The sequence below is a fragment of the Humidesulfovibrio sp. genome (genome assembly GCF_031082295.1).
Lineage (GTDB): Bacteria > Desulfobacterota > Desulfovibrionia > Desulfovibrionales > Desulfovibrionaceae > Humidesulfovibrio.
Map to the genome: position 1 here is coordinate 71,942 of NZ_JAVHLD010000012.1, position 16,664 is coordinate 88,605.

The following is a 16,664-nucleotide window of genomic DNA, read 5'->3' on the forward strand; positions in this document are numbered from 1 at the left end:
CAAGGCGTGGGACGGCGCAAAGCCGCCTCCGGGCCTCATGAAAAGAAGAGGCTCGCACTTGTTGCCACAAAAAGCCGACGTGGGTCAATATCGGGAGGAAGATAAGGTGGTTCGCGCCGGTTCTAGCCGCCGCTCCGCAGCACCCGGCGCGCGCCTATGTAGTGCTCGCGCCAGTAGGGGGTGTCGAAGGGTTCCTCGCGCACGCGGCCGCCGCTGCTGGGGCTGTGGATGAAGGAGTCGTTGTCCGTGGCGATGCCCACGTGCATGTTCTTGCGGTTGCCGCGCAGGCGGAAGAACACCAGGTCGCCGGGGCCGATGTCGCGGCGGCCCACCGGGTGGCCCACCTCGTACTGGTCGTAGGACACCCGCGGCAGGTCCACGCCCACCTGGCGGTAGGCCCACCAGGTCAGCCCGGAACAGTCGAAGCCCGTCTGGGGAGATTCGCCGCCCCACTTGTAGGGCGCCCCGGTGAGCGACCGCGCCGCCGCCACCACCGGGTTGCGCGCGCCCTGGCTCAGGGTCGGCAAGGGCTCCGGGGCGATGTGCGCCGGAGCGCAGCCGCCAAGCCCCAAGGCCAGAAGCAGCAGCGCCAGCAGCCCCACCCGGGCCATAGCCGTTGTATTGCGATGCGCGTTGTCCATGTCTTTCGTATCGGCCGGCCGCGCCGCTACTTTATGATGCGGATGTAGTTCTGAACGGTGCGCACGCCTTCCACGGCGTTCACGTGGGCGATGATCTGGTTGGCATCGCGCTGGCTTTTGACCAGGCCCAGCACCACCGCGTTGCACTGCACCATCTTGATGTCCACCTGGGTGGACCAGATGTCCTGATCTTCCACGAGGCGGGCCTTGACCTTGGCGTAGAGGGCCAGGTCGTCGGTGGTGCCGCAGGTGGGATCGTCACGTTTCTGAAAAGGCACCACGGTGACGCGGCGCACCCCGTCCACCTCGCGCGCCAGTCGCACGGCGCGCATTTTCTGTTGGTCGGCGTCGAACTCGCCCACCAGGTACACGGTGCCCAGGAAAGAATTCACGCTGATGTCGCGCAGCTTGACGATGGAGTCGTTGATGATGCGGGCGCGCACGGAGGATTCGATGCGGCCGTCGTCGACGAAGGTGCCGACGTCGCGCTCGTCCACCGAGGCTTTGTAGATGGTGCCGCAGCCGCTTAAGCTCGAAACGGCGAGGGCGCAAAACAGACACAGGATGAGGCGGCGCATGGGCGTGCTCCTTCTGGCGCGGCAGAATCTGCCGGACCGTTTGTTTTGCGGAACGCAAGCAAAATCGGGGCCAGAAGGGACGGGCCTGCTGCGGGGTCTAGGCGCCAAGCTCCTCGCGCAGGCGGTCCAGCAGGGTCTCGGGCAGGGCGAAAGGCCCGCTCCAGGCCGGGGCCAGGAACAGGGCGCGCCCGGGCAGGCGCAGGCACAGGGCGTGGAGCAGCATGGTCAGCCCGCGCACCTTGCGGCCGTAGACCGCGTCGCTGATGATGGGGTGCCCGCGCAGGGAAAGCTGCACGCGGATCTGGTGGGTGCGGCCAGTCAGCAGGCGCACCTGCATCAAGGTGGCCGCGCGCTTGCGCAAGAGCGGCGTTACTTCGCACCTGGCCAGCTTGCCCTGGCCGCCGCCCTTGCCGCCAGGGGCCGGGGAAGCCTCGGCGCGAACGATCTTCTTGCGTCCGGCCACTTCTCCGGTGGCCAGCTCCAGGCGCTCCAGGGTGTCCTCCAGCAGTTCCGCGCCGCGGCCCGGCCAGCTGCCGTCCACCCAGGCCAGATAGGTCTTGGACACCCCGCCCGAGGCGAAAAGGTCTCCCAGGCGCCTGAGCTCGGCGTAGCTCTTGGCCGCCAGCAGGATGCCCGAGGTGTCCTTGTCCAGGCGGTGGGCCAGCACGGGCAAAAAGGGCGCGCCGGCGTACAGCGCCTTCAGGCGGTCGGCCACGGAGTCCGGGTGCCGGGTGCCGGCGTGGGCGCACAGCCCGGCGGGCTTGGCCACGGCCACCAGCCCGTTGTCCTCATAGAGGATGCTGAGGGGAAGCGGGGCCGGGGCGCCCTGCGCGGGGGCTGCCCGGCCTGGCTCGTCACGGCCTGGGTTGGCCTGTTCCGGCTGGGTCTGTCCCGGCTTCAGGAAGGGCGGCACGCGCACCTCCTGCCCGGCGGCGAGACGAAAGAAGGGCTGCTTGCGCCCACCGTCCACGCGCACCTGCCCGGTGCGGATGGCCTTCAAGAGGGCCGAGCCCGGCACCGCGCCCGTCAGGCGGCGCGTGAGGAATTGCAGGAGCTTCTGGCCCGCCTCCTCGGGGGAGACGATGAGGGGCAGGAGGCGTTGCCCGGGGGCGGAAGGTCGGCTGTCGGCGTCGTCTGGCATGGGGGCCTTGTGCGGGAGGAAACCGGCGGAGGAAGGGCCGGGCGTTCCGGCCCTCCCTCCGCGACGGCGGCTATTTTTTCGAATCCAGGTCGTAGGTCACGATGACGGTCTTCTCGTTGCTCAGCCCCACGGCGCCGGAATAGGTGTTCAGGCAGACGATGAGCTGCCTGCTGCCGTCGTTCCTCAGGTCGTCCAGCCCCAGGTCGACCACGGTGCCCTTGATGCGCCGGGTCTTCCAGGCCATGCTCATGCCCACGCCGTCCCAGAACAGGGAGTGGATCTCGCCCTGGGAGAAGCGCCGGAACTTGGTGAAGACCTGCGAGGCCACGGAGATGTCCTTGTTCAGCAACAGCTCGTACTTGGCTCCGGCCTCGAAGGAGACAGGGAGCATGCGGATGGGGATGTAGTAGAATTCCTCCACGCCCGTGTCGCGGTTGCCGGTGTCCATGCCGGGCAGGCGCTCGTCGACGATGATGTGCACGGCGGAGCTGTTGTAGCCTTCCTCCTGGCTGTACTGGGGCTCCAGGTCGGGGGTGAACACCTTCAGGTAGCTGTACTCGTTCAGCACCATGATCTTGTAGGTGCTGCCCTCGGGCACGTAGCTGAAGTTGAAGGTATTGGCGATGCTCGGCAGGCGCAGCTTGCGCACAGGCGTGAACTCGCCGCCAGAGAAGCTCATCTCGCTGACGCCGGATTCCTCAAAGGGGCCGTGGTAGCCCTTGCGCTGGCCCACCACCACAGGCTGGAAGCTGGGTGGGACGCGCGCAACGCCCAGGTGGAGTTTCTGCGGCTTGCAGAACGCCTCGAACTTGCCGTTCACGACGTTGAAGACGAAGCTTTTTGGCTCGGCGTTGCCCTCGGGGTTGTCCATGGTGGAGACGATGAGCTCGGCGCGACCGTCGCGGTCCACGTCGACGGCGCTCAGGCGCAGAACCTTGATGCGCATGCCGAGGTCGTGCTCGCCCAGGGGCTTCAGGGTGTTCTGGTAATATTCGTAGACATAGAGCTTGTGCGTGCTGGCGATGATGACGCGGTTCTTCTTGTCGCCCTGGAAGTCGCCCACGACCATGCCCACGGAGGGGAAGCGCAGGCTCTGGCTCTGCCAGCGGCCAGGGGTTTCGGCGCCGCCCTCATAGCGGAACTGCGGGTTCATCACCGGCCCGCCGCTGGGACCGACCGGGGCCTCGCCCGTATCGCCCACCACAAACTCGGCGTTCTTCGGCACGGTGGCCTTCGCCGCCTCGCCCTTGCGCAGCTCCTTGCGCTCCTGCACCTTGGCGTCCTCGCCGGGGCGCTTGAAGATCTCGGTCCGCACCTCGGCGCTCAGACGCTCCAGCACGGGCACCAAGCCTTCCACCGGAACCTGGGCCGTCTTGGTCCAGCTTTGGCCTTTGCGGTCATAAACGTTCAGGGCGACATTGGCCTGGGTGTCCTTGAAGTCGATGCTTCCGGCCATGAGGAAGTCCGAGCCCACCTGCCCCATGAGGGTCACGGCATCGGCCGGGTTTGCAGGGAAGCTGTTCCCGGCGCGATCAACGTTGCCCCTTGGCGCGGCCTCGAAATAGCCGGGCCAGGAAAGGCGCGAGATCAGCATGGTCTGGGCGCCCTTGCTCATGTATTGATATTTGTCGCCATTGATCTTGAACGGCAGCACGGCGAACGTGCGCGCCCCCTGGGCCTGCGCAAGCGCGGGCAGGCAGACCAGGACCGCGAGCAGCAGCAGGGCTGATAATCTCTTGAAAGACATGTGGACTCCTCCTTGCGAGGCAAAAACGTTTGCTCTTCCGACCATAAAGCCGTTTTCTGTTCTAGGCCCTTAGCACCAACACATGCGGCATGCAAAAGAAACCTTGCCGCGTCGCCCGGCGGGAAAGGCGCTGGTCATTGCCAAGGCACCCCGCGCCGGGCTATGCCCGAGCCCATGACGAAGACCGCAAAGTCCGCGAAGACCGGCAAGAAGGCCAAGCCGACCGGCCCGGCCCACCCGCTCAGGGCCGAGTGCGCGCCCCAGGCCAACAGGACCGGCACGGCCCGCACCTTCCGCATCACCACCGCGCCGGACCAGGCGCCTCTGGTGGAGGCGCTGCTCGCGGCCCAGGGCTTCGCCTTCGAGGACGAGCCGTTTCTGCCCAGCGCCCGCAGGCTCACAGCCGAACCCTTTCCGCTGGGCTCGTCCCTGGCCGCCAGCTTCGGGCTGATCTACATCCAGGACCGCTCCTCCATGCTGCCCCCGGCCATGCTCCGCGCGGCCCCCGGCGACGTTTGCCTGGACATGTGCTCCAGCCCCGGCGGCAAGACCGGCATCCTGGCCCTGGCCGTGGGGCCGGAGGGCTTCGTGCTGGCCAGCGAGGCCTCGCGCGACCGCCTGGCCACCCTGCGCCAGAACCTGCGCCGCATGAACGCCGCCAACGTGGCCACCGTCGGGGCCGAGGCCCAGCACCTGGCGCTCGCGCCGGGCAGCCTGGACTGCATCCTGCTGGACCCGCCGTGCAGCGGCTGGGGCACGGCGGACAAGAACCCGCTGGTCATGACCCTGTGGACCCCGGAGAAGGCCGAGACCCTGGTGCGCCTGCAGCGCGCGCTGCTGGCCCACGCGGCCTCGCTGCTCAAGCCCGGCGGCAGGCTCATGTACTCCACCTGCACCACCCACGTGCGCGAGAACGAGGAGCAGGCGGCCTGGGCGCTGGAAACCCTTCCGCTCGACCTCTCGCCCCTGCCCGCGCCAGCGGGCTTCGCCCCGCGCCCGCCCGCCCTGCCGGGGCTCGACGGCGTTCTGCGGGTGGGCGGCACGAAGGCGGATCAAGCGCCAGAGGGGACGGAGGATTCCGGGGGCCAGGGGTTTTTCCTGGCGCGGTTCGTCAAGCAGGGCGGCGGCGCGCCCAGTGCCGCCGAGGGCGAAGATTTCGATGGGGCGATGGAGGGTCCGGTGGAGCTTGGCGGGCGCGTCCTGTCCGGCCGTGACCTCGCCGCGGCCGGGCCGCTTGCCCCGGGCAACCTGCCCCCGGGCGAGGCGCGCGACTTTGGCGGCAAGGTGTATTTTCTGCACGAACAGGCGCTGGCGCTGACGAGCCGCCGCCCTGGCCTGCGCTGGCAGGGCTTCCCGCTGGGCGCGGCCTCGGCCGGGCGCTTCCGGCCCGACCCGCGCGCGCGGCTGCTGCTGCCTCCGGTGGGGGAGCTGGCGGCCTCGGACCGGCTCGACGTGGACGAGCCGCAAAGCATTCTGGACCTGCTCTCGGGCCGCAGCCTGGAGCTGCCCGGCGAGAGCAGCCTGGTGGGGCTGTATTTCCGGGGCCTGCCGCTCGGGCTCTTGACCCGCAAGGGCCGCCGCCTGCTCTGGTCGGACAGATAGCCGGACAGGCGCCCGGACGCTAGTCGGCCTGCCCGCCAGCGGGCGTGTCAGCCGGGCGCTCCGCCTGGCCCAGGCGGATGGCCTGGCCCTGCCTGCGGATGGACAGGCCCCAGGGCAGCGCCAGAAGCAGCAGCGTGGCGCTCCAGGCCCAGGCGGCCTGGTTGACCCAGCCCTCCTGAATCGGAATCCACACCGCGCCGAGCACGAACACGCCCGTCAGCAGCCATTCCTCGCGCGGGCTGCCCACGGGCCGGGGCGGCTCGCGGGTGGCCCAGAACCGCACCAGCATGCACAGGGCCACCGGCAGAAACTGCGCCACGCGGAAGTCGCGGTAGCGCGGGTCCACTATCAGCCCGAAGGTGAGCGCCAGGGCGGCCAGGCCGAAGATGAGGTCGAGCCAGCCCACGGCCAGGGTGCGCCAGGACTCCTCCGGGCCAGTGGGCCGGAAGCGCAGGGAGCGCAATCCCTCCAGCCGGGCGATGACCGGTTGCAGCGGCCCGGGGCCGGGCAGCCGCCCCGTGGCGAGGTCGGCCAGCTCGCTGAACACCAGCAGGCACAACACGGCCCCGCCGCCGGTCATGAGCACCCCGCCGATGACGCCGCCCACGCCGAAGGCCAGGCGCAGGGACTGCTCTGCGCTGACGGCCAGAAGCGTGCACAGGCCCTGGCCCGCCAGGGCCACCAGCGCCGTCCGGCCGAAGCCCTGCGGCGGCCGCAGGAACAGGGCCAGGGCGCAGAGCAGCGCCGCGGCTCCGGAGGACAGCCAGAAAGCCAGCAGCCAGTAGGGCTTCTCGGAGACCGGGCCGGTGAGGGGGAACTTCATGTGCCGCCCCAGGTCCACAAGGCCCCAGTTGCCGCCCACGGTGCCCTCCTGCCCAAACTTCCAGGGCTCGTCGAAGAGCTCGAAAATGTTGTAGTCGATGCCCTTGTCGTGGGCGGTGTTGATGATCTCTCGCACGAAGCGGGCCTGGGCCACGCGGCCGGGCACGGCGTCCTTGCGCACGCGGCCCGCGCTGGGCCAGCCTATCTCGCCGATGAGGATGGGCTTGCCCGGATAGGCGGCGGCGATTTTGGCGTGGGCCTCCAGCATGTGCGGGATGACGCCGTCGAGGGGCGTGGGCGTGTTCTCCCAGTAGGGCAGGATGTGGATGGTGATGGAGTCCACCTCGGCCGCGACCTTGGGGTTCTCCAGCCAGTAGGCCCAGACGTCGGCGTAGGTCACGGGCTGCTTCACCGCGGCCTTGACGCGGCGGATGTAGTCGATGAGCAGCTCCGGGGTGATCTCCCGGCGCAGCAGCACCTCGTTGCCCACCACCACGCGCTCCACGGTGTCCGGATAGTCGTTGGCGAGCTTAATGAGCCCCGCGATCTCCAGCTCGTTGTCCTTCAGGTTGGCGCCGACCCAGGCCCCCAGGATGACCTTGAGGCCGTGCTTCTGGGCCAGCTCCGGCACCGGGGCGAACTGCGCGCGGTTGGCGTAGGTGCGGATGCGCTCGAAGTGCTTGGCGGCGAAGGCCACGTCCTCTTCCAGCTGGGCGCGGGTGAAGGGCTGGGCAAAGGGGCTCTGCCCGGAGCGGTACGGGCTGAAGGAGGCGCTCTTGATGCGCGCCGGTCCGCCCTCGGAGCTCACTGCGTCGGGGATGTCCTGGGGACGGCCCTGCACCCACCAGAAGGCGAGGTTGAGGGCCACAGCTGCGGCCAGGGCCACGAGGGCCGTTGCAAAGCCGGCCAGGGTGGGCAGGTTCCGGTCAAGGGGGCGCATGGGTTCTCCGCCGGGGCGCTTTGGCTGTGGCGGCGTCTGCCGCAGGCCTCCGGTGGGGCTTCTTTACGCGTTTGCTTCGACGGACTCAAGCGTCGAGGAGGAACAACCCCTGAGTTCATCGGCGGCGAAGACGTAGCGGTTCTTGCCGCCGCGTTTGGCGCGGTACATGGCCTGGTCGGCCAGTTCCATGAGGGCGGCAGGCACGTCGGCGTCGGTGGGGGCCAGGGCGATGCCGATGGACACGCCCACGTGCACCTCGTTGCCGTCGATGGAGACGGGCTGGTTCACGGAGGAGATGACGCTCTCGGCCAGGCGGGCCGCCCCGTGGCAGTCGCAGGGCCAGGTCTCCAGCAGGACGAATTCGTCGCCGCCCAGGCGCACGCAGTTCTCCGGGCGCGAGATGCACTGGCGCAGGCGCTCGGCCACGGCCTGGAGCAGCACGTCGCCGGCCTGGTGGCCCAGGGTGTCGTTGACCTGCTTGAAGCCGTCCAGGTCGAGGAACATGAGGGCCAGGATGTGGTCGTGCTCCCCGGCGGCCTCGATGAGCCTCGGCAGGGCGTCGGTGAGGAAAAGGCGGTTGGGCAGGCCGGTCAGGGTGTCGTGATAGGCGGCGTGGCGCAGGTCGTGCACGTCGCTCAGGTCCTTGACGATGCAATAAAAGATCTCGTTGTCCGGCGAGAAGAGCATGTTCCAGTTGAAACGCTTGTAGGCCCCGTCGGCGCAGCGGAAGCGGAAGTCGAAGGTGGTGGTGGCGGCGTCGCTGGTTATGAGCGACTGGAATTTCGAAAGCACGCGCTCGCGGTCGTCGAAATCCATGAATTCAAGCAGGTACTGCCCGCGCAGGCTTTCGGGCCAGTGCCCGGAGGCGCGAGCCCAGGCGGCGTTCGCCTCAAGGATGCAGCCGTCCATGTCCACGGCCAGGGCCATGTCGTAGGACAGCGCCATCCAGGCATAGCGCTCTATGCTGAACAGGTGTGAGAGGTATTCGCCCCCCGCGCCGTCTTCCAACAGTGCCTTTACATTCATGATGGGAGTCGCTAGCATTTGTTTCGGAATATGTCCACGGCCCTGACCCTCTTTACGGAAACATCTGACCCCGGGATTTCTGAAATGATGCGCCAACCCCACTACGAAACCCTTTTCGTGGCCCGACAGCCAGTGCTGGACGCCTCCCTGAACACCTGGGGCTATTTTCATTTCTACCGGCGCTGCCTCGACCACACCTACTCGGAATTTTCAGACCCGGTGCTGGCCACCCTCTCGGTGATCCAGTGCCTGCCCGCCTGCATGGACACCTGCGCCCAGCCGCACAAGGCGCTCATCCACCTGCCCGGCCCGGCCGTGCTCACCGCCGTGCCCAAGGCCCTGGGGCCGGCGTGCGTGCTTCCGGTCATCGCCCACGACGACCTGGGCGACAGCACCTACCTTGAGGCCCTGCGCTCCCTGCGCAAGGACGGCTACGAGCTTGCCCTGGACCTGACCGCGCCCATGCCCCCGGACAGCCCCCTGTTCGAGATGGTGGACATCGTCATCCTGGACATGCGCGACCCTCTGGGCGGCATCAAGGGCTTGAGCTCCATGGCCAAGGCCCTGGCGGCCAAGGGCTTGACGCTTTTGGCCAAACGCGTGGAAAGCCACGAGACCGAGGCCCTCGCCCGGTCGCTCGGCTTCAGCCTTTTCTCCGGGTACTTCTTCCGCGAGCCCAAGACCCTGGTCCAGCGCAAGGTCTCCGCTGCGGAAACCACGCGCATGAACCTGATGAACCTGCTGAGCCAGAACGAACCGCCCACGGACATGCTGGTGAACGCCATCGAGGCCGACGCCTCGGTGTCCTACCGGGTGCTGGCCATGCTCAACTCCGCGCACTTCGGCCTGCTGAAGAAGGTCTCCTCCATCCGCCAGGCGGTGCTCCTGGCCGGGTGGGAACACCTCTGCGCCTGGCTCCGGGTCATGGTCATGGCCGACATGACCCCCTCCTCCAAGGCCCGGGAGCTTTTGCACCTGGCCGCCCAGCGCGCCAAGTTTTTCGAGCTGCTGGCCGTGGCCTCCGACCGCCGCGACGAGGCCGAGAGCCTGTTCCTGCTCGGCCTTCTGTCCCTCATGCCGGCCATGCTCGACATGCCCATGGACAGCGTGCTGTCCCGGCTGTCCCTGGACGACTCCCTGAGCGCCGGCCTGTGCGGCTGCAACGGCCCCTACACCCCCTGGCTCGGCATGGCCCAGGCCATCGAGAACACCCAGTGGGAGGAAATGGCCGAGTACGCCCTGCAGCTCTCCCTGCCCACGGGCTCCGTGGCCGATGCCTACAACGCCTCCTTCCAGTGGGCCGACAAGCTCTTGTCCGCCTTGCCCGCCCCCGCCACTGGGAAAGACGCGGCGCATCGCAACTAGTCCCTGAAGCGCCCGGTTTCAAGGAGCCCCATGAGCGAGCAGGTCCCCTCTGACGTCATGACCCTGGCCGGGCTGGCCCTGGCCAACGGCCCGTGGCTGGCCGTGCGACTGCGGCGGCTGGCCGAGCACGCCGGACAGGCCCTGGCCGAGGAAGCCGTCGAAAGCGCCGTGACCGGCAGCTCCCGCGTGCTGGCCCAGGTGCTCGACACCGAGGGACGCCCCACAGTCAGCGCCGACCACACCACCGACCCCGCCGCGCTGCTTGGCCGTGAGCTGGCCGCAGGACACCGCCAGGCCGGCATGGACATGCCCGACTCGCTGCGCACCCTGCGCCTGCTGCGCCGGGCCTACGACGACCTGGTGCGCGAATCCTGGGTCGACAAGGGCTCCCGGGCCCGCGCCCACGAGGACGTGGAGCGCTACTTCGAGCGCGTGCTCATCGGACATTTCCTGACCTGGGCCAGCGCCGCTGTTCCGGAAACGCCGCGGCCCGCCCCGCCCGTCGACACGGCCAGCGCCGCCGAGGCCGAGCGCCTGGGCGCCCTGGTGGCCCAGCGCGAGAACGAACTTCGACGCGCCATGGACGCCGCGCGGCAGGCCACAACGGCCCTGCGCCAGTCCCGCGAGCGCGCCGCCGCCCTGGCCTCCGAGCTGGCACAGGCACAGGCCTGGGGCAATGCCCAGCAAGCGGCTCAAGAGGAGCTCAAGGCCCGGCTGGCCGCCACCGCCGAGCAGACCTCCAAGGCCGGAGCCGACGAACTGGCCGCCCTCAAGGCCGAGTACGCCGCCGCCCAGGCCAAGACCCAGGACCAGCTGGAGGACTACGCCTCCAAGGTCCAGGCCCTGGAGGCCAGCCGCGCGGAGTTGGAAACCCGGCTGGCCGAGGCCCATTCCGCCCTGGGCGTCCAGCGAGAGGTGGAAGAGGCCCGCGAGCTGGCGCTTCAGGAGATCGACAACGCCCGCGCCGAGGCCGAGGCCGCCCGCGCCGAACTGCGCAAGGTCCAGGCCCGTGTCGACCAGGCCGTGGCCAAGGCCGAAAGCCAGACCCTGCTGGCGCGGCGAGAGGCCGAAGAGGCCCAGGCCCAGGCTCAGGCCGAGGTGAACCGCGCCCGTGCCGAGGCCGAGGGCGCCCGCGATGAGTTGCGCAAGGCCAAGGAGGCCCACGCCTCCCTGGCCTCGGAGGCCGATGCCATGCGCGCCCATCTGGCCGAGACCGGCTCCCGCATGAACCAGGCCCGCCGCGCCGATGAAGCCGAGGCCCAGGCCCGCTTGAATCAGGCGCAGGAGCGCATCCATATCCTTGAAGCCGAGGCCGGCGAGGCCGCGCAGAGCATTCAAGACCTTTCCGCCCGCCTGGCCGAGCAGGAGAGCCTGCACGCCTTCAAAGACGAACGCATGCGCGAGCAGTCCCGCGCGGTGGCGGAAACCCAGGAGCTGCTCGTCAAGCTGGGCACGGCCAAGAAGGAAATTTCCGCCAAGATCCAGGAGTTGGAGGACGACCGCGAGCGCCTGACCAGCGAACTGGCCGAGCTCGCCCATACTTCCCAGGCCGACCGCGAGCGGCTTGCCGCAGACCAGGCCGCCGAGCTGGACGCCCTGCGCAAGCAGTTGGCCGATGCCGAAAAGACGAGAGCGTCCGAGCAGGCCGAGTCCCAAGCCCTCGCGTCCGAACGCGACAGGCTGGCCAGCGAGCTGACGGCGCTGACGAACGAACGCGACGGCCTGGCCGCCCGCCTCATCGAAAAGGGCAACGCCCTGGACGAGGCCAACCGCCAGAGCCAGGCTGCCGCCGCCGCGCGCGACGCCTGCGCCAACCTGCTCTCCACCCACCTGGCCCTCACCGAGGACGCCGTGGCCGCCGTGGACGGCTCCGGGGCCGTGGCCGCCTGGAACGCCCGCTTCCCCGAACTCTTCGGCCTGGGCGAGGCCGACCGCCAAAAAGGCCTCGACGCGCTGCTGCCGCTGCTGGCCAAGCGCCTGCAATGGCCCGAGGCCTGGCTCGCCCGCGTGCGCGACCTCCTGGCCGACCCCGCCAGCGCAGAGGAAGGACTGACCCTGGCCAGCACCACCGGACAGACCCTGGTCTTCCGCTCGCACCCAACGGCCGGCGCCGAGGGGACAGGCCCAGGCGGACGGCTGTTCAGCTTCCGCGACGTGAGCCTTGAGCACGACATGGAAAACCTCGTGCGCGAAATCGAGGGCATCACCCGCTACGAGCTGGGCCAGTCCCTCACCGCCTTCATCCATCTGCCCCAGGAACTGCTGGACGACCCCGCAACCACCCCGGAGCAGATCAAGAAACTCACCGTCATTCGGGACTCCGGCTACCGCATCGTCAACACGGTGAACATGGCCGTGGACATCTTCCGCATGGAGCGCGGCCTGTACGCCATGCCCCAGGGCCGCAGCCTCGACCTCGCCGTGGTGGCCCGGCGCGCCGCCAAGGATGTGGGCGCCCTCGCCGCCAGCAGGCACGTCGACCTGGAGCTGCTGCTGGGCGACTCGCCGCTGCCGCAAAACACCACCCTCCCCGGCCCCGGCGACCCAATCCCCGCCCACGCCCTGGCCCTGAACCTGCTGCGCGACGCCCTGGAAGCCGCTCCACGTCAGTCCGCCGTCCAGGCCTCCCTCGGCATCGACGAGGCCGCCAGCCTCCTCCGCCTCGACATCACTCGGCCCGGCGCACTCTCAGCCGACGAACAGGCCCGCTTCTTCGACAAGCCCCTGGGCAAAAATCCCGGCAACGGCCTCGCACGCGCGCGCTACGCCGCCAAACTCATCGCCCAAACCTTCGGCGGCAGTTTGAACGTCAACTCCACCGACGACACAACAACCATAAGCCTGCGGCTGCCCAAGAGCTGACTTTGGGCCGTGGTCAGGGGCTCCGCCCCCGGCACCCCCGCCAAAGGACCTGAGGCCCTCTGGACTCCCCCGTACGTGAAAGGTTCCTGTCGACGCAAAGCCGTCAACAGGAACCTTTCACTTTTGGGATGTTCAAGGGAATCGTGAAGCAGGCGGCAGCGGCCCTGGCCTGCAGGCGAGACAGGAGCGCAACACCCGTGAAACCCCGAAGGGGGCAGGAGGGACCTGAAACAGCCCTTTCGGCTTTCGGGGGGGTCAGCCACGAGAGCGTGTCTTTGTTCTGATCTTTCGACCTGACTTCCTAAAAAATTCTATTTTCAGAAATCCAGCCTGCCACCCCTGCCCCAAGCCCATTGGGGGGTCCGGGCGTCAGCCGCTACGATGAGCGGTCTTCCGCGAATCTTACGGCTGTCGACAACATAGATGGGTCTCAGGCCACCGGCGGGGTCCAGGGGCGGAGCCCCTCTGGCCAACGGAGGCATCCTGGCCCAGGCTCGGCCCCTGTCTCAGCGTCTGCGGGCGCCGAGGGCGATGCCGGTGAGGGTGGCGGCCACGCCGAGGATTTCGGCGAGTCCTGCGGGCCGGCTGAAGATGGTGAGGTCCCAGACGTAGGCGAGGCAGGGTTGCAGGAGCAGGATGAGTCCGACGAGGGAGGTGCGGGTTTCGCGCAGGCCGCGGCTGATGAGCACCCAGCCGACGAATTGCGAGGATATGCCGTAGGCTGTCATGAGCAGCAGGGGCATGCCGAAGTCGAGGGCGAGGCTTTCGCCGCGCAACAGGCAGACGGGCACGAGCATGGCGGCGGTGAGGAGCGAGTTTGTGGTCATGGCGGCGAGCTGCGAGCCGTCGCCGCATTCCGCCAGGGAGCGGTTCAGGGTGAGGATGAACCCGGCGTAGAAGACGCCGGTGGCGAGACCGAAGATGACGCCAAGCTGGAAGTCGTGTCCGGCGCTGGTCCAGGCCGGGGCGACGATGGCGAAGAGCCCGCCCATGGCCAGGGCGATGCCGGCGAAGAAGCGCAGGCCGGGCTTTTCGCGCAGGAACACGATGCCCCAGGCGGCGAGCAGGAACACCTGGAAGTTGCCGAAGAGGGTGGCCAGGCCGGGGCCGAGGTAGAGGATGGACAGGTGCCAGCAGAGCAGGTCTGCGGTGAAGAAGGCGGCGCAGGCCAGCGACCAGTTGAAGCCGCTGCGGGGCATGTTCCAGACTTTGGAGCGCGGCTCGCGGCTGGTGAGGCTTGCGAGGAACAGGCAGACCCCGCCGATGAGCACGCGGTGGAAGGCCGCTGCGTCGCCGGAGATGCCGTAGGGCGCGGCCAGCTTCACGAACACGGGCGAGAAACTGATTATGCAGGCGCCGAGGATGAGTTGGAACATGGGTTAGCGGGTCCTTTTGCGTTCGTGTGCGGCCCAGTCCGGGTGCAGGGGCAGGGGCTCGGCCAGGCTGATGCCGGCCTCCGCGATGGCCGCGCGCCAGACCCAGGCCTCTACCCCGGCCTTGAGCGCCACGGCCAAGGCCTCGGCGTAGTCCGGGTCGATGCGTCCCGCGGGCGCGAAGGTGTGGCCGTCGGGCCGCTGGACCAGGAAGAACAGGGCGGCGCGGGCTCCTTCCTGCACCAGTCGGGTCAGCTCCGCAAGGTGTTTTCGGCCGCGCTCGGTGGCGGCGTCGGGGAACAGGGCCACGCCGTGCTCCACGAGGGTGACGTTCTTGCACTCCACGTACAGCGGCGGCAGGCCGCTGCCGGGCTCGGCGGTCAGCAGCGCGTCCAGCCTGCTTGCGCCGGTCGTGGCCTCGCGCTTGAGGGTGCTGTAGCCGTGGGCCTGGGGCAGCAGGCGGGCGCGGAAGGCGGCGTCGAGCAGGCGGTTGGGCGTTTGGGTGTTCACGCCGGCCCAGGCGTGGCGGGCGTTTGGTGGAGTCCCTGGCAGGGCCAGGGCGTTGTCATCTAGAGGAGTCCCTGGCAGGGCCAGCGCCTCCAGCGTCCACTTGAGCTTGCGGTCCTGGTTGACCGCGGGCGAGAGCAGCGCGGGCGCGCCGGGCGAAAGCAGCCCCATCATGGAGCCGGTGTTGTTGGTGTGGGCGCGCAGTTCCTGGCCCTGCGCACCGGTGGCGATGACGGTGAAGCGCTTCTCGCGGCGCACCAGCCGGGCCACCACGCAGCCGGAAGGAAACGGCAGGAGTAGGCGCCCAGCCTGGCCCTCCTCCGTCTCCGCGCTAGACATGGTGCGGCTCTGGGTCCTTGTCGCCGGGCTGCTGACCCACCAGGCGCAGGCCCTCGCCGGGGTAGACGCGGCGTTCGGCCACGGGGGTGGAGCGCACAGGGCAGGGCCAGACGTCCTGGGGTTCCGCGCCCTCAAGGGCGTACAGGGTGGGGTCCGTGTCGGCCATGACCGGGTTCGCGCCCAGGTCCACGCCGGGCACCCGCGCGCTGAACTCCACCGGGATGTTGTTGGGGTCGAAGGAATACAGCGAGTGGATGAAGCCGTGGTCCACCACCTCGGAGACCCACATCCCGGCGGCGTCCAGCCGGTCGCGCAGGTCCCAGAGGTCGTCCTCGCTCGCCACGCCGAGGGAGACGTGGTCGAAGGTGAACGGCCCTCGCACCGGCGCGCCGTGGTCCTTGTCCGGGCCGGGCTGCACGCCGGGCCACTCGAAAAAGGCGATCATGTCGTGCTCGGTGAGCTCGAAGAAATAGTGGCGGTAGCCGGGATGGCCCAGGCCAGCCACCATGCGCAGGCCCAGCAGGTCGCGCCAGTAGCGGATGGTGCGGTCCATGTCGCCGGTGGCCAGGGCCAGGTGGTTGATGCCGGTGAAGCGCATGAGGGGTTCGCTCCTGTGGTCTGTGCTGATTATGCTCCGCAGGCCGGAACGCCTGGCCCCCGAAGGAGCCACCGGCCTGCGGAGCGGGTGTCGCTTCTATCTCCCCAATCGTTCCAGCAGGGCCAGGGCCTCCGCCGTCGGCCTGGCTTCAACGCGGCGGTACTCGCGCCCGTCCGCGGTCCTGGTCATGAGGCCGCAGTCCACCAGCCCGCGCCGCAGAAGCGCGTGGTCGCCGAAGGTGTGCAGCGTGTTCAGGTGCTCGTTCAGCCGCGCCTCGGTGAAGACCGTGCGGGCCGCGATGCGTGACCAGATGACCCACAGGCACGAGGCCTCCAGTCCGCGCTTGCCGGGCCACCGCGTGAGCAGCCCGTCGCGGTCGAAAAGCCGCGCCAGGCGCGCCAACCTGTCGGGGCGGGTGGGGCTTACGGGTTCCGGCGCGGGCCTGGGCTCCCGTTTGGGGTCGGCGGGCCTGGCCGCCTGGACCACGGCTCGGAAGTGCTGGAAGTTCTTGTGTCCGCTGGACCGCGCGAGCATGTTCAGCAGCTCCACGTGGCCGGGGGTGCGCCCGCAGTCGGCCAGCTGGCCGCCCAGGGAACGCGCGAAGGCCGAGATGTCGCCAACGACTAGGGGCAGGGGTGTCCTCGACATGATGTGTCCTCACACACGCGCCAGATCCGCAAGGGACCGCCGGTGGTCGCCGACTTCCGACTCGGCACGGCAGAGGGGTGTCGAGAGGGGGTCAATACAGGCAGGTTTAGCTCCCCTTGCGGGGCGGCGACGCCTTGGTGAACTGCCGACCAGCGCCCTGTGTATGCCAAGTACGTAATGATGGCAACCAATTGGAGCGCGATTTGGCCCTTTGCCACACCCTGTCAACCGGGAATTTTGTCTTTTTAGCGGCCAAAAGCGGGTGATCTTTGTCCGGTCTCAAAAGGCCATGCTATACTCCGTTGCGAATTCTACGGAGGCCCCTTATGGTCACAGACAGATTCGGCAAGACATTGTGAATTCAGGATGAACTGGGCCGGTTTGAAGAACTTCGGCCCTGTCCAGGGTACAATGACCGCACGCGCGGCGGCGGCGAGCCCGACTGGTGGGTGGTGGCCAGGCCCAGGGACTGGAC

Annotated in this window: 13 protein-coding genes; 3 read left to right on the forward strand and 10 right to left on the reverse strand. The window is 68.8% G+C overall.

What is annotated here, in order from left to right; all coding sequences use genetic code 11:
• Nucleotides 1–122: 122 nt before the first annotated feature.
• The 4 genes from RDU24_RS08525 to RDU24_RS08540 form a co-directional block, all read right to left on the reverse strand.
• Complete coding sequence (locus RDU24_RS08525) at nt 123–641, reverse strand: C40 family peptidase (RefSeq protein WP_308735317.1); 519 nt, start codon at nt 639–641, stop codon at nt 123–125.
• Between the two features lie 26 nt (nt 642–667).
• Nucleotides 668–1,219: a BON domain-containing protein gene (locus RDU24_RS08530; protein ID WP_308735318.1), complete on the reverse strand. Its 552-nt coding sequence runs from the start codon at nt 1,217–1,219 to the stop codon at nt 668–670.
• 97 nt (nt 1,220–1,316) lie between these two features.
• A complete protein-coding gene (locus RDU24_RS08535; protein ID WP_308735319.1) occupies nt 1,317–2,360 on the reverse strand; it encodes an RluA family pseudouridine synthase in 1,044 nt (347 codons plus the stop codon).
• Nucleotides 2,361–2,430: 70 nt separating this feature from the next.
• Nucleotides 2,431–4,107: an FG-GAP-like repeat-containing protein gene (locus RDU24_RS08540; protein ID WP_308735320.1), complete on the reverse strand. Its 1,677-nt coding sequence runs from the start codon at nt 4,105–4,107 to the stop codon at nt 2,431–2,433.
• A 174-nt stretch (nt 4,108–4,281) separates the two neighbouring features.
• On the opposite strand from RDU24_RS08540, the gene RDU24_RS08545 reads away from it, so the two are divergent.
• A complete protein-coding gene (locus tag RDU24_RS08545; protein ID WP_308735321.1) occupies nt 4,282–5,709 on the forward strand; it encodes an RsmB/NOP family class I SAM-dependent RNA methyltransferase in 1,428 nt (475 codons plus the stop codon).
• A 19-nt stretch (nt 5,710–5,728) separates the two neighbouring features.
• Here RDU24_RS08545 and RDU24_RS08550 read toward each other — a convergent pair whose 3' ends face one another.
• Together RDU24_RS08550 and RDU24_RS08555 are read right to left on the reverse strand one after the other, a co-directional pair.
• Nucleotides 5,729–7,471 carry a glycoside hydrolase family 17 protein gene (locus RDU24_RS08550; protein ID WP_308735322.1) on the reverse strand — a complete coding sequence of 581 codons (1,743 nt, stop codon included), beginning with the start codon at nt 7,469–7,471 and terminating at the stop codon, nt 5,729–5,731.
• Nucleotides 7,472–7,534: 63 nt separating this feature from the next.
• Complete coding sequence (locus RDU24_RS08555) at nt 7,535–8,497, reverse strand: GGDEF domain-containing protein (protein WP_308735323.1); 963 nt, start codon at nt 8,495–8,497, stop codon at nt 7,535–7,537.
• An 84-nt stretch (nt 8,498–8,581) separates the two neighbouring features.
• Between RDU24_RS08555 and RDU24_RS08560 the strand changes: the two genes are divergently transcribed.
• Entirely contained in the window at nt 8,582–9,862 is a 1,281-nt protein-coding gene (locus RDU24_RS08560; protein ID WP_308735324.1) for an EAL and HDOD domain-containing protein, read from the forward strand.
• Between the two features lie 30 nt (nt 9,863–9,892).
• A complete protein-coding gene (locus RDU24_RS08565; protein WP_308735325.1) occupies nt 9,893–12,724 on the forward strand; it encodes a hypothetical protein in 2,832 nt (943 codons plus the stop codon).
• 506 nt (nt 12,725–13,230) lie between these two features.
• Here the strand turns inward: RDU24_RS08565 and RDU24_RS08570 are convergent.
• The 4 genes from RDU24_RS08570 to RDU24_RS08585 form a co-directional block, all read right to left on the reverse strand.
• Complete coding sequence (locus tag RDU24_RS08570) at nt 13,231–14,100, reverse strand: DMT family transporter (RefSeq protein WP_308735326.1); 870 nt, start codon at nt 14,098–14,100, stop codon at nt 13,231–13,233.
• Between the two features lie 3 nt (nt 14,101–14,103).
• Nucleotides 14,104–14,943 carry a DNA/RNA nuclease SfsA gene (gene sfsA / locus RDU24_RS08575; protein WP_308735327.1) on the reverse strand — a complete coding sequence of 280 codons (840 nt, stop codon included), beginning with the start codon at nt 14,941–14,943 and terminating at the stop codon, nt 14,104–14,106.
• Nucleotides 14,936–15,541, reverse strand: coding sequence for a VOC family protein (locus tag RDU24_RS08580; protein WP_308735328.1), 606 nt, complete (start codon nt 15,539–15,541; stop codon nt 14,936–14,938). The genes sfsA and RDU24_RS08580 overlap by 8 nt, the downstream gene beginning before the upstream one ends.
• Before the next feature lie 96 nt (nt 15,542–15,637).
• Nucleotides 15,638–16,189 carry a DUF2087 domain-containing protein gene (locus RDU24_RS08585; RefSeq protein ID WP_308735329.1) on the reverse strand — a complete coding sequence of 184 codons (552 nt, stop codon included), beginning with the start codon at nt 16,187–16,189 and terminating at the stop codon, nt 15,638–15,640.
• Between the last annotated feature and the right edge of the window lie 475 nt (nt 16,190–16,664).

What these genes read in the sequence shown, in the direction of transcription:
- RDU24_RS08540 (WP_308735320.1), bottom strand. Translation starts at nt 4,107, where the DNA reads ATGTCTTTCAAGAGATTATCAGCCCTGCTGCTGCTCGCGGTCCTGGTC.
- RDU24_RS08530 (WP_308735318.1), bottom strand. Translation starts at nt 1,219, where the DNA reads ATGCGCCGCCTCATCCTGTGTCTGTTTTGCGCCCTCGCCGTTTCGAGC.
- RDU24_RS08555 (WP_308735323.1), bottom strand. Translation starts at nt 8,497, where the DNA reads ATGAATGTAAAGGCACTGTTGGAAGACGGCGCGGGGGGCGAATACCTC.
- RDU24_RS08585 (WP_308735329.1), bottom strand. Translation starts at nt 16,189, where the DNA reads ATGTCGAGGACACCCCTGCCCCTAGTCGTTGGCGACATCTCGGCCTTC.
- RDU24_RS08535 (WP_308735319.1), bottom strand. Translation starts at nt 2,360, where the DNA reads ATGCCAGACGACGCCGACAGCCGACCTTCCGCCCCCGGGCAACGCCTC.
- RDU24_RS08550 (WP_308735322.1), bottom strand. Translation starts at nt 7,471, where the DNA reads ATGCGCCCCCTTGACCGGAACCTGCCCACCCTGGCCGGCTTTGCAACG.
- RDU24_RS08525 (WP_308735317.1), bottom strand. Translation starts at nt 641, where the DNA reads ATGGACAACGCGCATCGCAATACAACGGCTATGGCCCGGGTGGGGCTG.
- RDU24_RS08570 (WP_308735326.1), bottom strand. Translation starts at nt 14,100, where the DNA reads ATGTTCCAACTCATCCTCGGCGCCTGCATAATCAGTTTCTCGCCCGTG.
- RDU24_RS08565 (WP_308735325.1), top strand. Translation starts at nt 9,893, where the DNA reads ATGAGCGAGCAGGTCCCCTCTGACGTCATGACCCTGGCCGGGCTGGCC.
- RDU24_RS08560 (WP_308735324.1), top strand. Translation starts at nt 8,582, where the DNA reads ATGATGCGCCAACCCCACTACGAAACCCTTTTCGTGGCCCGACAGCCA.
- RDU24_RS08580 (WP_308735328.1), bottom strand. Translation starts at nt 15,541, where the DNA reads ATGCGCTTCACCGGCATCAACCACCTGGCCCTGGCCACCGGCGACATG.
- sfsA (WP_308735327.1), bottom strand. Translation starts at nt 14,943, where the DNA reads ATGTCTAGCGCGGAGACGGAGGAGGGCCAGGCTGGGCGCCTACTCCTG.
- RDU24_RS08545 (WP_308735321.1), top strand. Translation starts at nt 4,282, where the DNA reads ATGACGAAGACCGCAAAGTCCGCGAAGACCGGCAAGAAGGCCAAGCCG.